The organism is Streptomyces sp. NPDC111516, assembly GCF_055635345.1.
Map to the genome: position 1 here is coordinate 201,601 of NZ_JBVKBV010000006.1, position 16,515 is coordinate 218,115.

The window sequence follows — 16,515 nt, forward strand, 5'->3', positions numbered from 1 at the left end:
CCCGCGTTCCGAGTCCATCCCCCATGCTGAGGGGGTGAGCAACGATGAGTTCCGGGCCGCCCTTGCCCGGCTGGCCGCCGGTGTCGTGCTGATCACCGCCGAGGAGCCGCCGCTCGACGAGTGCGGCCGGGGCGAGGACGTCGGGATGACGGCGACCGCCTTCATGTCCGTGTCGCTCGACCCGCCGCTGGTCCTGGTCAGCCTGCGCAACGACTCACGGATGGACGATCTGCTGTCCGAGCAGCCGCTGTGGGCGGTCTCGGTGCTCGCCGAGAGCCAGCGGCACATCGCCGGACGGTTCGCGATGAAGGGCCGGATCAGCGACCGGCTGCTGTTCGAGGACATCCCCTACAAGAGGGGAGAGGTCACCGGCGCACCGCTGGTCGGCGGCGCACTGGCAACGCTGGAGTGCCGCACCGAGCAGCGGGTCCTGGCGGGCGACCACACGCTGGTGATCGGCCGGGTGCTGAGCGCGGACCTGCCGAGCGGGGACGGTTCGCCGCTGACGTACTTCCGGGGGCGGTACCGGCAGCTGGGGTGACGGGGCGTCGCGTCGACGGCTGAGGTGACGGGGCTCGCCGGAATCGCCGGGCCGAGGTGAGGGGGCGCGGTTACCAGTCGCGGCCGGAGCGGCCGCGCTTCGTCTCGCCGCGTTGCTTCTTCTCGCGCAGGCGGCGTTCGTTGATGCCGCGCGGAATCCTGGTCTTGCGGCGCGGCCTGGGGGGCGGCGCCGTGGCCTCGGCCAGCAGGGAGGCGAGCCGTACGAGAGCCGTCTCGCGGTTGCGCCACTGGGAGCGGTGCTCGGACGCCCGTACCGCGATCACCCCGTCCACGAGCCTGCCCTCCAGACGCTGGAGCGCCCGCTCCTTCCACACCGGGGGGAGCGATTCGGTCGCCGCGAGGTCGAAGCGGAGCTCCACCTGGGAGTCACTGGTGTTGACGTGCTGCCCGCCGGGCCCGGAGGACCGCGAGAAACGCCACATGAGCTCGGCCTCCGGCAGGGAGACCGAACCGCGGATGACATAGGGCCCGGACATGGCACCCATGTTCCCCGTCCCACCGGGCGTTCGTCACCTTCTTTTGCCGTCCGGGTGCCGTGCGGGCGCCCTTACGGGTGCCGTGCGGGCCGCATCGGCCGTCGGGCCGGCCGGGGGGCTTCGGTAAAGAAAGCAAAGGGAGCAGGAACCTCCCGGTCCCTTGTCCGCGTTATGACCTGTGACGGTAGCTTCGTGATGGCACGAAGCCCGCACTCGACGATGAAAGGGACTTCCCATGGCTGTAAGCCTGTCCAAGGGCGGCAACGTCTCGCTCACCAAGGAGGCCCCGGGCCTGACCGCCGTCACGGTCGGCCTCGGCTGGGACGTCCGCACCACCACCGGTACCGACTTCGACCTCGACGCCTCGGCGATCGCGGTCGACCCGGCCGGCAAGGTCGTCTCCGACGGCCACTTCGTCTTCTTCAACAACAAGTCGACGCCGGATCAGACCATCGTCCACACCGGTGACAACGTCACGGGCCAGGGCGAGGGCGACGACGAGCAGATCAACGTCAACCTGGCGGGCCTGCCGGCCGAGGTCGACAAGATCGTCTTCCCGGTCTCGATCTACGACGCCGAGACCCGCAGCCAGAACTTCGGCCAGGTGCGCAACGCGTTCATCCGCATCATCAACCAGGCCGGCGGCACCGAGATCGCCCGCTACGACCTGAGCGAGGACGCCGCCACCGAGACCGCCATGGTCTTCGGCGAGCTCTACCGCAACGGCGCGGAGTGGAAGTTCCGCGCCGTCGGCCAGGGTTACGCCTCCGGTCTGCGCGGCATCGCCCAGGACTTCGGCGTCAACCTCTGACCCGCGGCGTCAGCCTCTGACGCGAGAGCTCTCCCACGAACCCCCCGGCCGTCACGGCCGGGGGGTTCGTGTGCGCCGAGCGGGTTTGATCCCGGCCTGCTCTGCGCAAGTAATCTGCGAACAATCACAGTTGACCGCATAGCGAACACCGGGTAACGGACTTCGGACAAGATCCGGTCAAGAGATTGACCGACCACTGTCAAATTTGCGGCGACCGGTGCCACTCTCTCCGGGCCCCCCTCACGAATCGTGTGTGCCAAGCGAAGGAGACCGAGTGAGAATCGCTCTGCGTACTGCTGCGATCGCCGCGTCCGCCGCCATGGTCGTCGTCGGAGTACAGGCAGGTTCGGCAGGAGCCGCCCCGGACCGTGCGGCCGGCGCCAGCGCCCTGCCGCTCAGCGCCTCTCAGCGCGCCACGGCCATCAAGGAGGCCCAGGGCCGGGCCGATTCCGTCGCCGCGCAGATCAAGCTGGGCGGCAAGGAGAAGCTCGTCGTCCGCGATGTGATCAAGGACGCCGACGGCACCGTCCACACCCGCTACGAGCGCACCTACGACGGACTGCCCGTGCTCGGTGGCGATCTCGTCACCCACGCCAGGAAGGACGGCTCCCTCAAGGGAGTGTCCCGGGCGACGTCGGCCACGATATCCGTGGCGTCGTCGGACGCCGCCCTCAGCGCCAAGGCCGGTGCGCGGAAGGTGATCTGGGCCGCCACCGGAAAGCCCGCACTCGCGTACGAGAACGTGGTCACGGGCACCCAGCCGGACGGGACACCCAGCGAGCGCCACGTCATCACCGACGCCACCAGCGGCAAGGAGCTCTACGCGTACGAGGCCATCGACACGGGCTCCGGAACCAGCCAGTACAGCGGCACCGTGCCTCTCGGAACCACGGCCTCCGGGTCCGGTTACAACCTGACCGACGGCGGTCGCGGCGGCCACACCACGTACGACCTGAACGGCTCCACCACCGGCACCGGGACGCTCTTCACCGACGCCGACGACCTCTGGGGCAACGGTCTGCCCACCAACCGTCAGACCGCCGCGGTCGACGCCCACTACGGCGCCGCCATGACCTGGGACTTCTACAAGAACGAGCTGGGGCGCAACGGCATCGCCGGCGACGGCAAGGCCGCGTACTCCCGGGTCCACTACGGCAACGCGTACGTCAACGCCTTCTGGTCGGACAGCTGCTTCTGCATGACGTACGGCGACGGTTCGGGCAACCTCAAGCCGCTCACCTCGCTGGATGTCGCCGGACACGAAATGAGCCACGGCCTGACCGCGTCCACCGCCGGACTGAAGTACAGCCGTGAGTCGGGCGGGCTCAACGAGGCGACCAGCGACATGTTCGGCACCGCGGTCGAGTTCTACGCCAACAACAGCAGCGACAGTGGCGACTACCTCATCGGCGAGAAGATCGACATCAGGGGCAACGGCACCCCGCTGCGCTACATGGACAAGCCCAGCAAGGACGGCGCCTCGGCCGACTACTGGTCGAAGACGGTCGGCCGGCTCGACGTCCACTACTCGTCCGGGCCCGCCAACCACTTCTTCTACCTGCTGTCGGAGGGCAGCGGCGCGAAGACCATCAACGGCGTCTCCTACAACTCCCCGACCTCCAACGGCTCCACCGTCACGGGGATCGGGCGCGCCAAGGCCGTCCAGATCTGGTACAAGGCGCTCACCACGTACATGACGTCGTCCACCGACTACGCCGCGGCACGCGTCGCCACCCTCAAGGCGGCGACCGATCTGTACGGGGCGGGCAGCGCGGAGTACACGGCCGTCGCCGCCGCCTGGTCAGGGATCAACGTCAACTAGGCAATCAGGCGAGCCAGTGGATGAGCGGTACGCCGCGTCCGACCGGTCCTCGGGACCGGCCGGACGCGGCGTCAGTTTCTGCCGCCGCATAGCGAACACAGGCGAACCCCATTCGGACAAGAAGTGGTCAAAAAAATGTGAGGTATTTGTTAGTGCACCGTCAATTTCGCTCATTCGGTGGCACGCTCTCGGCTCGTAACCCCCCACGGAACGAGCAACGGAGAACGCATGACCCCCCACATGAACACCCGTCGCGCCGCAGCCCTGGCCGCCGTGGCCGCGATGGTCGTCGTCGGCGTCCAGACCGGTTCGGCCGACGCCGCACCCGACAACGGCAACGCCGGCCCCTCCGCCACTCGCAGCGTCGTCCCCTTCGGCGCGAACAACGCCGCACAGCGCACCGCCGCCATCAAGTCGGCGCAGACCGACGCCTCCTCGACCGCCGAGTCCCTCGGGCTCGGCAGCCAGGAGAAGCTGATCGTCCGTGATGTGATCAAGGACGCCGACGGCACCGTCCACACCCGCTACGAGCGCACCTACGACGGACTCCCGGTCCTCGGCGGCGATCTCGTCACCCACACCGCCCGCGGCGGAAAGCTCAAGGGCGTCACCAAGGCGACCAGGGCCCGGATAGCGGTGCCGTCGACGACGGCGAAGATCAAGACCGCGGCCGCCGCCCGCAAGGTGATCTGGGCGGGCGGCTCCAAGCCCGTCCTCGCCTTCGAGACGGTGAAGACCGGGGTACAGAAGGACGGCACGCCCAGCAGGCTGCACATCATCACCGACGCGACCACCGGCAAGAAGCTCCAGAGCTACGAGGCGATCGAGACCGGCGTCGGCAACAGCCAGTACAGCGGCCAGGTCGACCTGACGACCACCAAGTCCGGCTCCGGGTTCGAGCTGACCGACGGCGACCGCGGCGGCCACAAGACGTACGACCTCAACCAGGGCGAGAGCGGCACCGGCGACCTCGTCACGGACGACGACGACACCTGGGGCGACGGCACCGGCAACGACCGCCAGACCGCCGCCGTCGACGCCGCCTACGGCGCCGCGAAGACCTGGGACTTCTACAAGTCGGCGTTCGGCCGCGACGGCATCGCCGGTGACGGCAAGGCCGCGTACTCGCGGGTCCACTACGGCGACGCGTACGTCAACGCGTTCTGGGACGACAGCTGCTTCTGCATGACGTACGGCGACGGCGCCGACAACAAGAGCGCCCTCACCGCTCTCGACGTCGCGGGCCACGAGATGAGCCACGGTCTGACCGCGTCCACCGCCAACCTCGACTACTACGGGGAGTCCGGCGGCCTGAACGAGGCGACCAGCGACATCCTCGGCACCGCGGTGGAGTTCGCCGCCGACAACAGCACGGACGTCGGCGACTACCTCATCGGCGAGAAGATCGACATCAACGGCGACGGCACCCCGCTGCGCTACATGGACGAGCCGAGCAAGGACGGCGGCTCCGCGGACTACTGGGACAGCAGCGTCGGCGACCTCGACGTGCACTACTCCTCCGGCGTCGCCAACCACTTCTTCTACCTGCTGTCCGAGGGCAGCGGCGCGAAGACGATCAACGGCGTCGACTACGACTCCCCGACCATCGACGGCTCCACGGTCACCGGCATCGGCCGGGACAAGGCCGTCCGGATCTGGTACAAGGCCCTCTCCGAGTACATGACGTCGACCACCGACTACGCGGCCGCCCGCACGGCGACCGAGAAGGCGGCGACCGATCTGTACGGGGCCGACAGCGCCGAGCTCGCGGCCGTCGACGCCGCCTGGAGCGGCGTCAACGTGAAGTAGCGTCACTGCCGTACTTCTTGTACGCGGGAGCCGGTCAGCCCTTCGAGGCGGGCCGGCTCTTCCCGTACAGCCAGGTGTTCCACAGCTCCGTCAGATCCTGCCCGGTCGTCTTCTCCACGTACGCGGTGAAGTCGGCGGTCGACGCGTTGCCGTGCCGGTGGGCCTTCGTCCAGCCCTTGATGAGCGCGAAGAACCGCTTGTCGTCGTGCACGGCCTGCCGGATCTTGTGGATGACCATCGCACCGCGCCCGTACACCGGCGCCTGCGAGATGTCCGCGGCGGTCGGCGGATCGGCGGGCGGGAAGGCCCAGTTGGCGTCGTCCTCGAAGGCCGCGTCGAACAGGCCCTGGACCGGCTTGCCCTCCTTGTCGTCCTCCCACAGCCAGTCCGCGTAGGTCGCGAAGCCCTCGTTGAGCCACATGTCCCGCCAGCTCTCGGGCGTGACGGAGTTCCCGAACCACTGGTGGGCCATCTCGTGGACGAGCAGCCCGGCGCTCGGCGGTCCCGGGAAGTACGGCCGATTCTGGGTCTCCAGCGCGTATCCGGCGTCCCCGGGCCGCCCGACGATCGCGCCCGTGGCGGAGAAGGGGTACGGGCCGAAACGTTCCGCCTCCCACTTCACGACCTCCGGAACGCGGACGAGCACCCGCGCGCTGTCCGCCGCCACCTTCGTGTCCGCGGCGGTGAACACCTTGATGCCGTCCGGCGTGGTCGACGTCTTCGTGTCGAACCGGCCGATGGCGACCGTCGCGAGATAGCTCGCCATCGGTTCGGCGACGTGCCAGTGGTACGTGGCGGTGCCGTCCGCGGTCCTACGCGATGTCAGCTCTCCGTTGGAGACGGCCGTCAGACTCTTCGGGACGGTGACGGTGATGTCGTACGACGCCTTGTCGCTCGGGTGGTTGTTTCCGGGGAACCAGGCCATGGACCCGGTCGGCTCGCCGAGCGCGACCGATCCGTCCGCGGTCCTCAGCCAGCCCTCCTTCGAATTGTCCGGGTCGGTGAGGGTCTGCAGAGTGCCGGAGTAGCGGACGACCGTACGGAACGTCCTGCCCTTGCGGAGCCGGCTCCCGACGTCGGCGGCGGGCCGCAGCGTCAGCTCGTGGCCCGCCCGGTTGACGAGGGCCGGACGGCCCTCGACGATCGCGGACCGGACGGTGAGCCCGGCGAGGTCGAGGTTGAAGGAGCTGAGGTCCTGGGTGGCGCGCGCGGTGATCGTGGCGGTGCCGCTCAGGTGGTGGGCGACCGGGTCGATGTCGAGGACGAGGTCGTAGTGCGTGACGTCGTAGCCGCCGTTGCCGAGCTTCGGGAAGTACGGGTCGCGCAGACCGGCGGCGCCGGGGGTGCCCTCGACGCCGCCGACGCAACCGGTGGAGGTCGTCAGAACCAGCAGGCCGAGGACTGCGGCGCAGGCCGTGCGGCGTACTGGTGTTCGCTGGTTCACGCCTGTGATCCTAGGCCGACCCCGGGGGCGGAACCTCTGAACGGCGGTACGTCGGCACGCCGGGAACCTACTTCGCGAGGGCGGCGACGCCGGCGTTCGCGAACTTCTCGTCGAGGTCGCCGCTGGGGGCTCCGGCCACGCCGATGCCGGCGATCGGCGCGCCCTTGGTGGTGACCGGGGCGCCGCCCGCGAGGAACAGGGTGCCGGGGATGTCCTTGAGGTTCGGGGCCTGCTCCAGGCGCTTGGCCAGCTCGGAGGTGGGCGCGTTCCAGGAGACGGCGGTGTACGCCTTCTTCACGGCCGACTCGTACGCCTGCGGGCCCGCGCCGTCGCCGCGCAGCGTGACGATGGTGTTGCCGTTGCGGTCGACGACGGCGACGGAGACGCGCTGGTTCTCCTTCTGCGCGGCGTCGAGGGTGGCCTGTGCGGCCCTGGTGGCGGCGGCCACGGTCAGGTGGGTGGTCTGCTGGAGGTTCCGGTTCGCGGCGTCGGCCTGGACGGCGGCGGCGGGCGCGGCGGCCGGGGTGGAGGCGCCTGCGGACATGGCGCCGAAGGTTCCGGCGCCGAGGGCGGCGGCGACAACGGCACCGGTCAGGACGCGGGTGCGCAGCGACGGCTTCTTCATGGTGGGCTCCTTCGGCAGCGGTGCGGTGCGGTGGTTGAACTGGATGAGCCCGTTCGGCTCTGTGATCGATCCTCCTGCCGTGTCCGGGGCCGTACGGTCGACGAACCGGCTCGACGCGGCGCGCGGGACGGCCGACGGTCCCATCGGCCGATCGGTTGATGCGGGAGTGGTCAGCCGGGGTGACCATGGATGTGCCTGTGCAGGTCAGCAGAGCTGATGACGGTGAGGAGCGAGGGGGACGAGGTGGAACACCGAACCCGGCCGGCACGCGGCACCGTCACAGGGCGGACCGGCGGCTCCGGCGCCCTCGTGAGCGGGGACGGCGGCTCCGGGGCCGGCGACCCTGATGCGCGCCGGCTCACGCTCCTGATGCATGCCGCGTTCTTCCTGCTGCTCGGCGCCTCGCTCGCCCGCTTCCTGCTGCGGCACCCCGGCGAGGCCCGCACCCCGTGGATCATCGCGCTGTCCGTCGCCCTCGCGGTCCTGTACGTGCTCGGGCCGGTGCTCGGTTCGCGTCCGACGCCGCGCAGTGTGGTGTGGCTGGGAGTGCTGGTCGCCGTGTGGATGGTGCTGGTCGTCCTCGCGCCGAGCTTCGCGTGGTGCGCGGTCCCGCTGTTCTACACCGGGCTGCGGATCCTTCCGCCACGTGCGGCGCTCGTGCTCGTCGCCCTGCTCACCGTGTTCGTCGTCGCCGCGCAACTGCGGCTGGCCCACGGTTTCGACCCGAACCTGGTGCTGGCCCCGCCCGCGGTGGCGGCCGTCGCGACAGCGGTCTTCGTCCACATGCAGCGGCAGGCCGTGCGCCAGCGCGAACTGTCCGAGCGGCAGGGCGAACTGATCGACGACCTGCTGCGCACCCGCCGCGAACTGGCCGCCACCGAGCGCCGCGAGGGAACCCTCGCCGAGCGCCAACGGCTCTCGATGGAGATCCACGACACCCTCGCGCAGGGCCTGTCCAGCCAGCAGATGCTGCTCCAGGCCGCCGACCGCACCTGGGACGCCGACCCGGCGACCGCCCGCCGCCATGTCCGTACGGCGACGGGCATCGCGGAGCGCAATCTCGCCGAGGCCCGCCGCTTCGTCCACGACCTGGCCCCGGCCGATCTCGCGGAGGGCGGCGGTCTGGAGGCGGCCCTGCACGCGCTGGCCGCACGCGAGACGGCCCAGGCGCAGGGGCGGCTCACCGTCCGCTGCCATGTGGAGGGCGAGCGGCACACCGCACTGCCCGACCGTGTGCAGTCCGCGCTGCTGCGCATCGCGCAGGGGGCACTGGCCAATGTTCGGGAACACGCGCACGCGACGGAGGCCGCGCTGACGCTGACCCATCTCGGCGACCGGGTCGTCCTGGACATCGCCGACAACGGGCAGAGCTTCACGCCCGCCGGGCGCACCGGGACGGCCACCGGTGGCGTACGCGGGCACGGGCTGCCCGCGATGCGTGCCAGGCTCCATCAGCTCGGCGGCACACTGACGATCGAGTCGGCACCGGGCGAGGGTACGGTCCTGTCCGCCGCAGTCCCCCTCACCCCCGCCCCGGAGGACCTCGCATGAACGCGACGCCGCCCGTACGCATCCTGCTCTGCGACGACCACGCCGTCGTACGCGCCGGGCTGCTCGCCCTCCTCGGCAGCGAACCGGACATCGAGGTCGTCGGGGAGGCCGGCAGCGGCGAGGAGGCCGTCGCCCTGGCCGCCAAGCTCGCCCCGGAAGTCGTTCTGATGGACCTCCAGCTCGGCGAAGGCATCGACGGCGTCGAGGCGACCCGCCGGATCGCCGCCACCGACGCCCATGTCCTGGTCCTCACCACGTACGACACGGACGCCGACATCACCCGCGCCATCGAGGCGGGCGCCACCGGCTACCTGCTGAAGGCCGAGCGCCCCGAGGAACTGTTCGCCGCGATCCGCTCGGCCGCGCAGGGCCGCACGACGCTCTCCCCGCCCGTGGCCAGCCGCGTCATGGCCCGCATGCGCAAGCCCCGGCCCACCCTGACCGACCGCGAACGCGACATCCTGGCCCAGCTCTCCCAGGGCCTGGGCAACCGGGACATCGCCCGCGCCCTGTTCATCAGCGAGGCCACGGTCAAGACCCACCTGGGCCGCATCTACGACAAGCTCGGCGTCGACACCCGCGCCGGCGCCGTCGCCGTGGCGAAGGAGCAGCGGCTGCTGCCGTAGGCGTCGAGGCGCCTTCGGGCATGACACCATCGAACTGTGCTCGACATCGGTTACTCCCTCTCCCGACGCTTTCCCGATCCCCCGCAGACCGACTACCGCCGCGCGGACGTCCACGCCCTGCGGCACGATCTGTTCTCCGGGGACGTCTACCTGGCGGACACCAAGGCGGACCGCGAGGTGTCCACAGCCTGGGGATGGGTGCCGGTGCTCGACTTCGCGTGGGCACTGTGCGACATCGTCGAGCAGATCGACCAGGACCCGCGCGGCAACCGCTCGCACCGGCAGCAGTTCGCCGAGCTGGACTTCACCGAGTCGACCGACCGGATGCTCTTCGAGCGCCGCTTCGGCTGGGTCGACGTCGAGGCCGACTGGATGCCCGGCGACGAGCCCCCGCTCACCTTCAGCCACTCGCTGCTGCGCCGCGAGGCCCGCGACTTCCTGCACGATCTGATCGCCGACCTCGCCGACATGCACGACGGTCTCGCCGACAACCCCGTGATCTGGGACCTCCAGGCCCGCTTCCCCCGGGTCTGACCCCCCTGCCCCCGCTCGGGCCCTACGCCTCCACCCGCACCCCGATCTGCGCCGCGAACGCCGGTGCCAGCTCCATCAGCTGCGCCGGGCTGATCACCGCACCCGCCAGCCGCTCGACCCCGCGCGCGATGTCCAGCTCCGCGACCGTCCGCAGGTCCACCGACTCCATCCGCACGGAACCGAAGTCGGCCCGCTTCAGCACACAGTCACGGAACTCCACCCGCACCAGCTGCGCATCCCCGAAATCCGGCTCGGACAGCACACAGCCCTCGAACACCACGTCCTTCAGCCGCGCCTTCCGCAGATTCAGGTAGTCGATCTTCCCGCCGCGCACCAGCACCCGTTCCAGCACCGCACCGTGCAGCTGCACCCCGCCCAGCCGAGCGTCCACCACCTCCACGTCGCGCAGTGACGCCCCCGCGAGATCGGTGCCCACCCCCCGTACCCCCGTCAGCACCGAGTCGATGAAGCGGGACCTGACCAGCTCCGTACGGTCCAGCGCGCAGCCGTCCAGCGCGCAGTCCATGAACCGGGCCCCCGGACCCGACTCGTCCGCGAGATCCGTCCCCTCGAAGCGCACCCCGTCGTAGTCCCCGTCGGGCTCCAGTCCGTTCCCCTCGTACGGAACGAGCGGCGGCAGCCGCACCTCCGGCCGCCGCGCCGCTGCGATGGTGTCCGTCTTCCTGCTGCTTCGTGCCATGGCCCCATCGTGAACCACGCCACTGACAATGCCAGGCCGGCGACCTACCGTGCGCCGAGCTTCGCCAGCGCCCCGTCCGTCAGCCGGTACACCGTCCACTCGTCCTGCGGCCGTGCGCCCAGCGACTCGTAGAACGCGATGGACGGGGCGTTCCAGTTCAGCACCGACCACTCCAGACGCTCGTAGCCGCGCTCCACGCAGATCCGCGCCAGCTCCGTCAGCAGCGCCTTCCCGTGCCCGCCGCCACGCCGCTCCGGACGTACGTACAGGTCCTCCAGGTAGATGCCGTGCACCCCGCGCCACGTGGAGAAGTTCAGGAACCACAGCGCGAAGCCGACCACCTCGCCGTCCTCGTCCGACTCGGCCATGTGCGCGTACGCGGCGGGCCGCTCGCCGAACAGCGCCTCGTGCAGCTGCTCCTCGGTGGCCTTCACCTCGTGCAGGGCCTTCTCGTAGTCGGCCAGCTCACGGATCATGGCGTGGATGACGGGGACATCGGCAGGGGTAGCGGTACGAATCATGAGGGCAGCGTAAACACGGGCGCGTATCCCGCTACACCCGCCCCAGCAACTGCCGGGCGATCTCGGCCTGGTGCGGCTGCAGCCGCCGCACCCCACCGGGCACCGCCCACAGACCGTTCTGCAGCAGCCGCCCCAGCGTCCACGCCCGCGCCCGCTCCCGGTCCAGGCCCAGCGCCTCCGTCATCAGATCGAACCGCCACCGCACCGCCGCCGCGTCGAACCTGTTGGCCAGCGCCGGAAGCAGCTCGAACCCCGGATCGCCGACCAGCGGCTTCGGGTCGATGGCCACCCACCGGTGCGCCTCCTCCGTCCCGGCCAGCACATTCCCGTAATGCAGGTCCCAGTGCAGCAACCGGTCCCCCGGCTCCCCCGCGACCTCCCGCACCGCCGCCGCGCAGTCCGCCAGCAGCCGCCGCTCCTGAGCGTCCGGCGACTCCGCCACCGCCCCCGGCGCCGCCTCCAGCATCCATGCCGCGATGTCCCCGAGCCCCCGTAGCCCGCGATCCGCCGGAGCCGGTACGGACGACAGCCGGCCCAGCAGCCCCGCCAGGATCCGCACCGCCTCCCGCTCATCCGCCACACCCGTCAACGAGCGGTGACCGTCCAGCCGCTCCAGCAGCAGCGTCCCCGTCGCTGCGTCGTGGTCCAGCAGCTCCACGGCCCCCGCACCCGCCTCGCCCCACACCCGCAGTGCGACCGGCTCCCCCACCGTCTCCTCGTCCACCGGCTGCAGCTTCAACGCCGCCCGGCGGCCGTCCGCCACCCGCACGACCGGAAGCACCAGCGCGCACACCCCGTGGAACGCCGCACCGTCCCGACGGAGCCCCCACCGTTCCAGAAACTCCGCCGCCAACCCCGGCAGCGCCGCGACGAAGGCCCGCCCGGCCGCTCCGTTGTATGCGGACTGGGTCTCGATCAGCTCGGCCGGAATGTCAATCACGCGGACGATCGTAAAGCCGTGCGTCAATCGGATATGACTCCGAGCAGCCCCGCCCCGCCCACCCGGCGCCGTACCACCGTCGGTTCGTGGATCCGCAGCGCCGGCTCATGGATCCGCAGCGCACCCGGCACCTACATCTGGCTGACCGCACTCTTCATCACCACCGTGATCATCCACCAGATGTCACCGGACTTCGAAGAGGACTTCCTGCGCCAGCGCTCGACCAACATCCACGAACTCTCCCGGGACCCCGTACGCGCACTGATCGCCAGCGCCTTCTGGATCGACAGCGGCCACTGGGTCCCCTACGCCGCGCTCTACACCGTCTTCCACGCCACCGCCGAACGCTGGCTCGGCACCCTGCGCTGGCTCGCCGTCGTCATCGCCGCCCATATCCTCGCCACCCTCGTCAGCGAAGGCGTCCTCGCCTGGGCCGTCCGGCACAGCCAGGTACCGGAGTCCGCCGCCAACACGCTCGACATCGGGGTCAGTTACGCGCTCGCGGGCGTCATCGCCATCCTCACGTACCGTGTCCCGCATCCCTGGCGGTACGTGTACCTCTTCGCCGTCGTCGTCTTCTACGGCATCCCGCTCATCACCGGCCGCACCTTCACCGACCTCGGCCACTTCACCTCCGTACTCATCGGCCTGGCCTGCTACCCACTGGCAAGGTCCCGGTCCCGGCCGCAGACGAAGACCCTTCCGGCGCAGTAACCTCCCGCCCATAGAGAACAGCTGCAACCACGGCTTCACACCGGACAAAGCAGGGGCAACATGAGCACCGTCAACACCGCCAACGGCGGCATATCGTTCTGGTACGCGGACCAGGGCACCCCAGCCCCCCGGGAACCCCTGCCCGGCGACACCACCGCCGACGTCTGCATCGTCGGCGGCGGATACACCGGTCTGTGGACCGCCTACTACCTGAAGAAGGCCGTCCCTTTCCTCAACATCACTCTTCTCGAAGCCAAGTTCTGCGGCTACGGCGCGTCCGGGCGCAACGGCGGCTGGCTCTACAACGGCATCGCGGGCCGCGACCGCTACGCGAAACTCCACGGCCACGAAGCCGCCGTACGCCTCCAGCAGGCGATGAACGACACCGTCGGCGAAGTCGTCCGTGTGGCCGCCGAGGAGAACATCGACGCCGACATCCACCAGGGCGGCGTACTCGAAGTGGCCTACACGCCGGCCCAGCTGGCCCGCCTCAAGGACTTCCACTCCGTCGAGATCGCCTTCGGTGAGACCGGCCGGGTCCTGCGCGGCGCCCGCGAGACCGCCGAACGCATCCGCGTCACCGGAGCCGTCGGCTCCTCCTGGACGCCGCACGGCGCCCGCCTGCACCCGGTCAAACTCGTCAAGGGGCTCGCCGACGTCGTCGAGGCGCTCGGCGTCACCATCCACGAGTCGACCCCCGTCACCGAGATCAAGCCCAAGCACGCCCACACCCCGTACGGCACCGTCCGCGCCCCGTACATCCTGCGCTGCACCGAGGGCTTCACGGCCAACCTCAAGGGCCAGAAGCGCACCTGGCTCCCGATGAACTCCTCGATGATCGCCACCGAACCGCTCCCGAAGTCGGTCTGGGACACCATCGGCTGGGACGGCCGCGAGACGCTCGGCGACATGGCCCACGCCTACATGTACGCCCAGCGCACCGCCGACGACCGCATCGCACTCGGCGGCCGGGGCGTCCCGTACCGCTTCGGCTCCGGCACCGACAATGACGGGCGCACCCAGCCCGCAACCATCGAGGCCCTCCGCGAGATCCTGGTCCGCTTCTTCCCCACCACCGCGGGCGCCCGCATCGACCACGCCTGGTCCGGCGTCCTCGGCGTCCCCCGCGACTGGTGCGCCACGGTCACCCTCGACCGCTCCACCGGACTCGGCTGGGCCGGCGGCTACGTCGGCTCCGGCGTCGCCACCACCAACCTCGCCGCCCGCACCCTGCGCGACCTGATCCAGCAGGACTCCGGCCAGTCGGGCCCCACCGACCTGACCACCCTCCCCTGGGTCAACCACAAGGTCCGTCGGTGGGAACCGGAACCCTTCCGCTGGCTCGGCGTCCACGGCATGTACGCCGCATACCGGGCCGCCGACCGCCGCGAACTCACCTCGCCCCGTCCCGGCACGGACCCCGTCGCGAAGGCCGCGGACCGGCTGGCGGGGCGGCACTGACCCTCTCCGGACTCGCGCGGCCCTGACCTGCTGAATCGGTGCAGGAACCGCCCCTGCACCGCACTCAATTCACCGGCCCACGAACCGACCTCGGCAAGATCTCCACTCATGACAACACCAGCGACCGACCTGCCCACCCGTTCACGGCAAACACCGTTGCAGGACAGGGCCTGGGCCCTGTCCTGTCCGGCTACTTGGTGCACTCCACCCGGATCGGTGCGGCGGCGTTGTGGGCGTTCGCCCGTGACGGCGAGCTCCAGTCGTCGCCGCGGTCGTGCAGTTTGACGCTCAGCACGCCGCTGTTGATCTTGTACGAGGGGGCTGCGATCCACTGGCCGAGGTGGCTCACCTGGTTGATCGTGAAGTGGCCGAGCTGGGTGGAGCCCGCGGTGCTCGTGCCGTCGTGGACGGTGTAGTACGTGGGCTGGCCACCGACGTGGCCGATGTTGCTGTCGTTCGGTATGTAGACGCTGACCTTGCAACTGCCCGAACTCACGTCACCGGTACGGAAGTTCCAGACCGCGCTGTTGTCGCTGTCGTTGGAGTCGCCCGACATGGGAATCGAGCGGTACCAGCCGTTGCAGCCGCCTGCGGCGTAGGAGCCGTCGTGAGTGGTCCAGCCCTTCTGGCCGTCGGTGTACTTGCCGCGTTCGGTGAAGGTGACCGCGCTGCTGGTGCAGTGCAGGCCGCCGACCGCCGAGAAGAGCACCGTGGGTGAGGCCGCCGTCTTCTGCGGGGTCGGGGCGGCGCTGTTTCCCGTCGAGGAGTCCGTCTTCGTTCCGGTCTGCTTGCCGGAGTCGGAGCCCGTCTTGGTCTGCGTGGTCTTGTCGCCCGCCTTGTCCTTCGGGGCCTTGTCACCCGCCTTGGTGTCGGTGGGCAGCTCCCCGGAGCCGACGTTGTCCGCAGACGCGGCTTCGATGATGGGGGGAGCGTTCACGCCGCCCGTCGTCCCCGCCGTGCCTCCTGGTGCCTTCGGACTGCCCTTGCCCAGCGGTCCCTTGGAAGCATCCACCTGTGGTACGTAGCCGTCCGCACCCGGGGCGGGGTCCGTGTATCCGGCGGCGGTGTTCCTGCTGTTGTGCTTGGGGCCGTCCCCGCCGGTCGAGGAGGCGACGACGAACGGGAGGGACAGCAGCACTACGCCGCCGATCACGGCAGCCGCGACCATCGGCCGGGAGACCTTGCCGGGCGCCGGTCCTTCGTCCTTCGCGCCGACGCCTTCGGGGCCGTTGCCCGCACCGTCGGTGGTGATGGCGGTGGTCGCGGAGGCGGTACGGGTCCGGGTCCGGGTGAGGGTGCCCAGTACGGCGGTGAGTGCCGGAAGTCCACGGGACGTCGTGGCGGCGGCCGTCGCGGACGCGGTGGTGGTGGCTGCTGTGGCCTCCGGAACGCTTGCTGCTGCTGTGGCGACTGGTTCCGTGGTCGGTTCAGGAGCCGGTGCGGGCTGCACGATGGCCTGCGGCCCGGACTTCTCGGCGGCAACCGGCTCGACTGCGGGCGTCGAGGACGCGGTCGCTGCCTTCGCCGTCTTGGGCTCCTTCGCGGCCTCGGGGTCGGGTGCCGGTGCCGGCGTCGGTGCGGTGCTCTCCGTCACGCGGGCGGCGGCAGGCACCTCCGCGCCGATCACGCCTCCGGCGAGCACCACGGCGGCTCCCTGCGAGGAACCGGCCCCGGACTCTGTCACCTTGGCGGAACCGGCCGTGGGGGGCGCACTGGTCGCAGCGGCGGGCTTCGGTGTTCCGGCTCCCGTCTCCGTACCCGCTTCCGGTACCGCCTCCTCCGGTGTCTCCGCAGCAGCGGACACCTCGCTGTTCGACTCGGGTTCCGTGTTCCCCTTGGCCACTTCGCCTCTCCTGCTTCTCGTCCTGCTCAAGCGCATCGCTCATGTGCGTCGGTCGCGTGCATCGCTGGCGTGCGTCG

16 protein-coding genes are annotated in these 16,515 nt (G+C 70.3%); 9 read left to right on the forward strand and 7 right to left on the reverse strand.

The window, feature by feature from the left end; genetic code table 11:
• Nucleotides 1-34 precede the first annotated feature (34 nt).
• Nucleotides 35-541 (forward strand): flavin reductase family protein, encoded by a 507-nt coding sequence (locus ACZ7L9_RS14920; RefSeq protein WP_471415516.1) that lies wholly within the window; start codon nucleotides 35-37, stop codon nucleotides 539-541.
• A 70-nt stretch (nucleotides 542-611) separates the two neighbouring features.
• On the opposite strand, the gene arfB is transcribed toward ACZ7L9_RS14920, so the two are convergent.
• On the reverse strand, nucleotides 612-1,046 hold the full coding sequence (arfB, locus tag ACZ7L9_RS14925) for an alternative ribosome rescue aminoacyl-tRNA hydrolase ArfB (RefSeq protein ID WP_471415517.1): 435 nt from the start codon (nucleotides 1,044-1,046) through the stop codon (nucleotides 612-614).
• A gap of 226 nt (nucleotides 1,047-1,272) precedes the next feature.
• Here arfB and ACZ7L9_RS14930 point away from each other — a divergent pair, with 226 nt between their 5' ends.
• The 3 genes from ACZ7L9_RS14930 (at nucleotide 1,273) to ACZ7L9_RS14940 (ending at nucleotide 5,479) form a co-directional block, all read left to right on the forward strand.
• Nucleotides 1,273-1,848: a TerD family protein gene (locus tag ACZ7L9_RS14930; protein WP_389791906.1), complete on the forward strand. Its 576-nt coding sequence runs from the start codon at nucleotides 1,273-1,275 to the stop codon at nucleotides 1,846-1,848.
• Nucleotides 1,849-2,167: 319 nt separating this feature from the next.
• On the forward strand, nucleotides 2,168-3,670 hold the full coding sequence (locus tag ACZ7L9_RS14935; protein ID WP_471415699.1) for a M4 family metallopeptidase: 1,503 nt from the start codon (nucleotides 2,168-2,170) through the stop codon (nucleotides 3,668-3,670).
• Between the two features lie 228 nt (nucleotides 3,671-3,898).
• Nucleotides 3,899-5,479 carry a M4 family metallopeptidase gene (locus tag ACZ7L9_RS14940; RefSeq protein WP_471415518.1) on the forward strand — a complete coding sequence of 527 codons (1,581 nt, stop codon included), beginning with the start codon at nucleotides 3,899-3,901 and terminating at the stop codon, nucleotides 5,477-5,479.
• Nucleotides 5,480-5,513: 34 nt separating this feature from the next.
• Here the strand turns inward: ACZ7L9_RS14940 and ACZ7L9_RS14945 are convergent, their stop codons facing one another.
• On the reverse strand, nucleotides 5,514-6,923 hold the full coding sequence (locus ACZ7L9_RS14945) for a M1 family metallopeptidase (protein WP_471415519.1): 1,410 nt from the start codon (nucleotides 6,921-6,923) through the stop codon (nucleotides 5,514-5,516).
• A 67-nt stretch (nucleotides 6,924-6,990) separates the two neighbouring features.
• Nucleotides 6,991-7,548, reverse strand: coding sequence for a GlcG/HbpS family heme-binding protein (locus ACZ7L9_RS14950; protein WP_471415700.1), 558 nt, complete (start codon nucleotides 7,546-7,548; stop codon nucleotides 6,991-6,993).
• A 216-nt stretch (nucleotides 7,549-7,764) separates the two neighbouring features.
• Between ACZ7L9_RS14950 and ACZ7L9_RS14955 the strand changes: the two genes are divergently transcribed.
• The 3 genes from ACZ7L9_RS14955 to ACZ7L9_RS14965 are packed head-to-tail and all read left to right on the forward strand — an operon-like array spanning nucleotide 7,765 to nucleotide 10,259.
• The gene (locus ACZ7L9_RS14955) at nucleotides 7,765-9,099 is read left to right on the forward strand and encodes a sensor histidine kinase (RefSeq protein WP_471415520.1); all 1,335 of its coding nucleotides are present in this window, start codon (nucleotides 7,765-7,767) and stop codon (nucleotides 9,097-9,099) included.
• Nucleotides 9,096-9,725 carry a response regulator gene (locus ACZ7L9_RS14960; RefSeq protein WP_471415522.1) on the forward strand — a complete coding sequence of 210 codons (630 nt, stop codon included), beginning with the start codon at nucleotides 9,096-9,098 and terminating at the stop codon, nucleotides 9,723-9,725. The genes ACZ7L9_RS14955 and ACZ7L9_RS14960 overlap by 4 nt, the downstream gene beginning before the upstream one ends.
• A 36-nt stretch (nucleotides 9,726-9,761) precedes the next feature.
• The gene (locus ACZ7L9_RS14965; RefSeq protein WP_471415523.1) at nucleotides 9,762-10,259 is read left to right on the forward strand and encodes a hypothetical protein; all 498 of its coding nucleotides are present in this window, start codon (nucleotides 9,762-9,764) and stop codon (nucleotides 10,257-10,259) included.
• A gap of 22 nt (nucleotides 10,260-10,281) precedes the next feature.
• Here ACZ7L9_RS14965 and ACZ7L9_RS14970 read toward each other — a convergent pair whose 3' ends face one another.
• The 3 genes from ACZ7L9_RS14970 to ACZ7L9_RS14980 are packed head-to-tail and all read right to left on the reverse strand — an operon-like array spanning nucleotide 10,282 to nucleotide 12,447.
• On the reverse strand, nucleotides 10,282-10,959 hold the full coding sequence (locus tag ACZ7L9_RS14970) for a pentapeptide repeat-containing protein (protein ID WP_471415524.1): 678 nt from the start codon (nucleotides 10,957-10,959) through the stop codon (nucleotides 10,282-10,284).
• Nucleotides 10,960-11,003: 44 nt separating this feature from the next.
• Nucleotides 11,004-11,480, reverse strand: a complete 477-nt coding sequence (locus ACZ7L9_RS14975; RefSeq protein WP_471415526.1) for a GNAT family N-acetyltransferase — start codon at nucleotides 11,478-11,480, stop codon at nucleotides 11,004-11,006.
• 31 nt (nucleotides 11,481-11,511) lie between these two features.
• On the reverse strand, nucleotides 11,512-12,447 hold the full coding sequence (locus tag ACZ7L9_RS14980) for an aminoglycoside phosphotransferase family protein (RefSeq protein WP_471415528.1): 936 nt from the start codon (nucleotides 12,445-12,447) through the stop codon (nucleotides 11,512-11,514).
• A gap of 6 nt (nucleotides 12,448-12,453) precedes the next feature.
• Here ACZ7L9_RS14980 and ACZ7L9_RS14985 point away from each other — a divergent pair, with 6 nt between their 5' ends.
• On the forward strand, nucleotides 12,454-13,134 hold the full coding sequence (locus ACZ7L9_RS14985; RefSeq protein ID WP_471415530.1) for a rhomboid-like protein: 681 nt from the start codon (nucleotides 12,454-12,456) through the stop codon (nucleotides 13,132-13,134).
• A 60-nt stretch (nucleotides 13,135-13,194) separates the two neighbouring features.
• On the forward strand, nucleotides 13,195-14,595 hold the full coding sequence (locus ACZ7L9_RS14990; RefSeq protein ID WP_471415531.1) for an NAD(P)/FAD-dependent oxidoreductase: 1,401 nt from the start codon (nucleotides 13,195-13,197) through the stop codon (nucleotides 14,593-14,595).
• Between the two features lie 190 nt (nucleotides 14,596-14,785).
• On the opposite strand, the gene ACZ7L9_RS14995 is transcribed toward ACZ7L9_RS14990, so the two are convergent.
• A complete protein-coding gene (locus ACZ7L9_RS14995) occupies nucleotides 14,786-16,438 on the reverse strand; it encodes a hypothetical protein (RefSeq protein WP_471415533.1) in 1,653 nt (550 codons plus the stop codon).
• Nucleotides 16,439-16,515 lie beyond the last annotated feature (77 nt).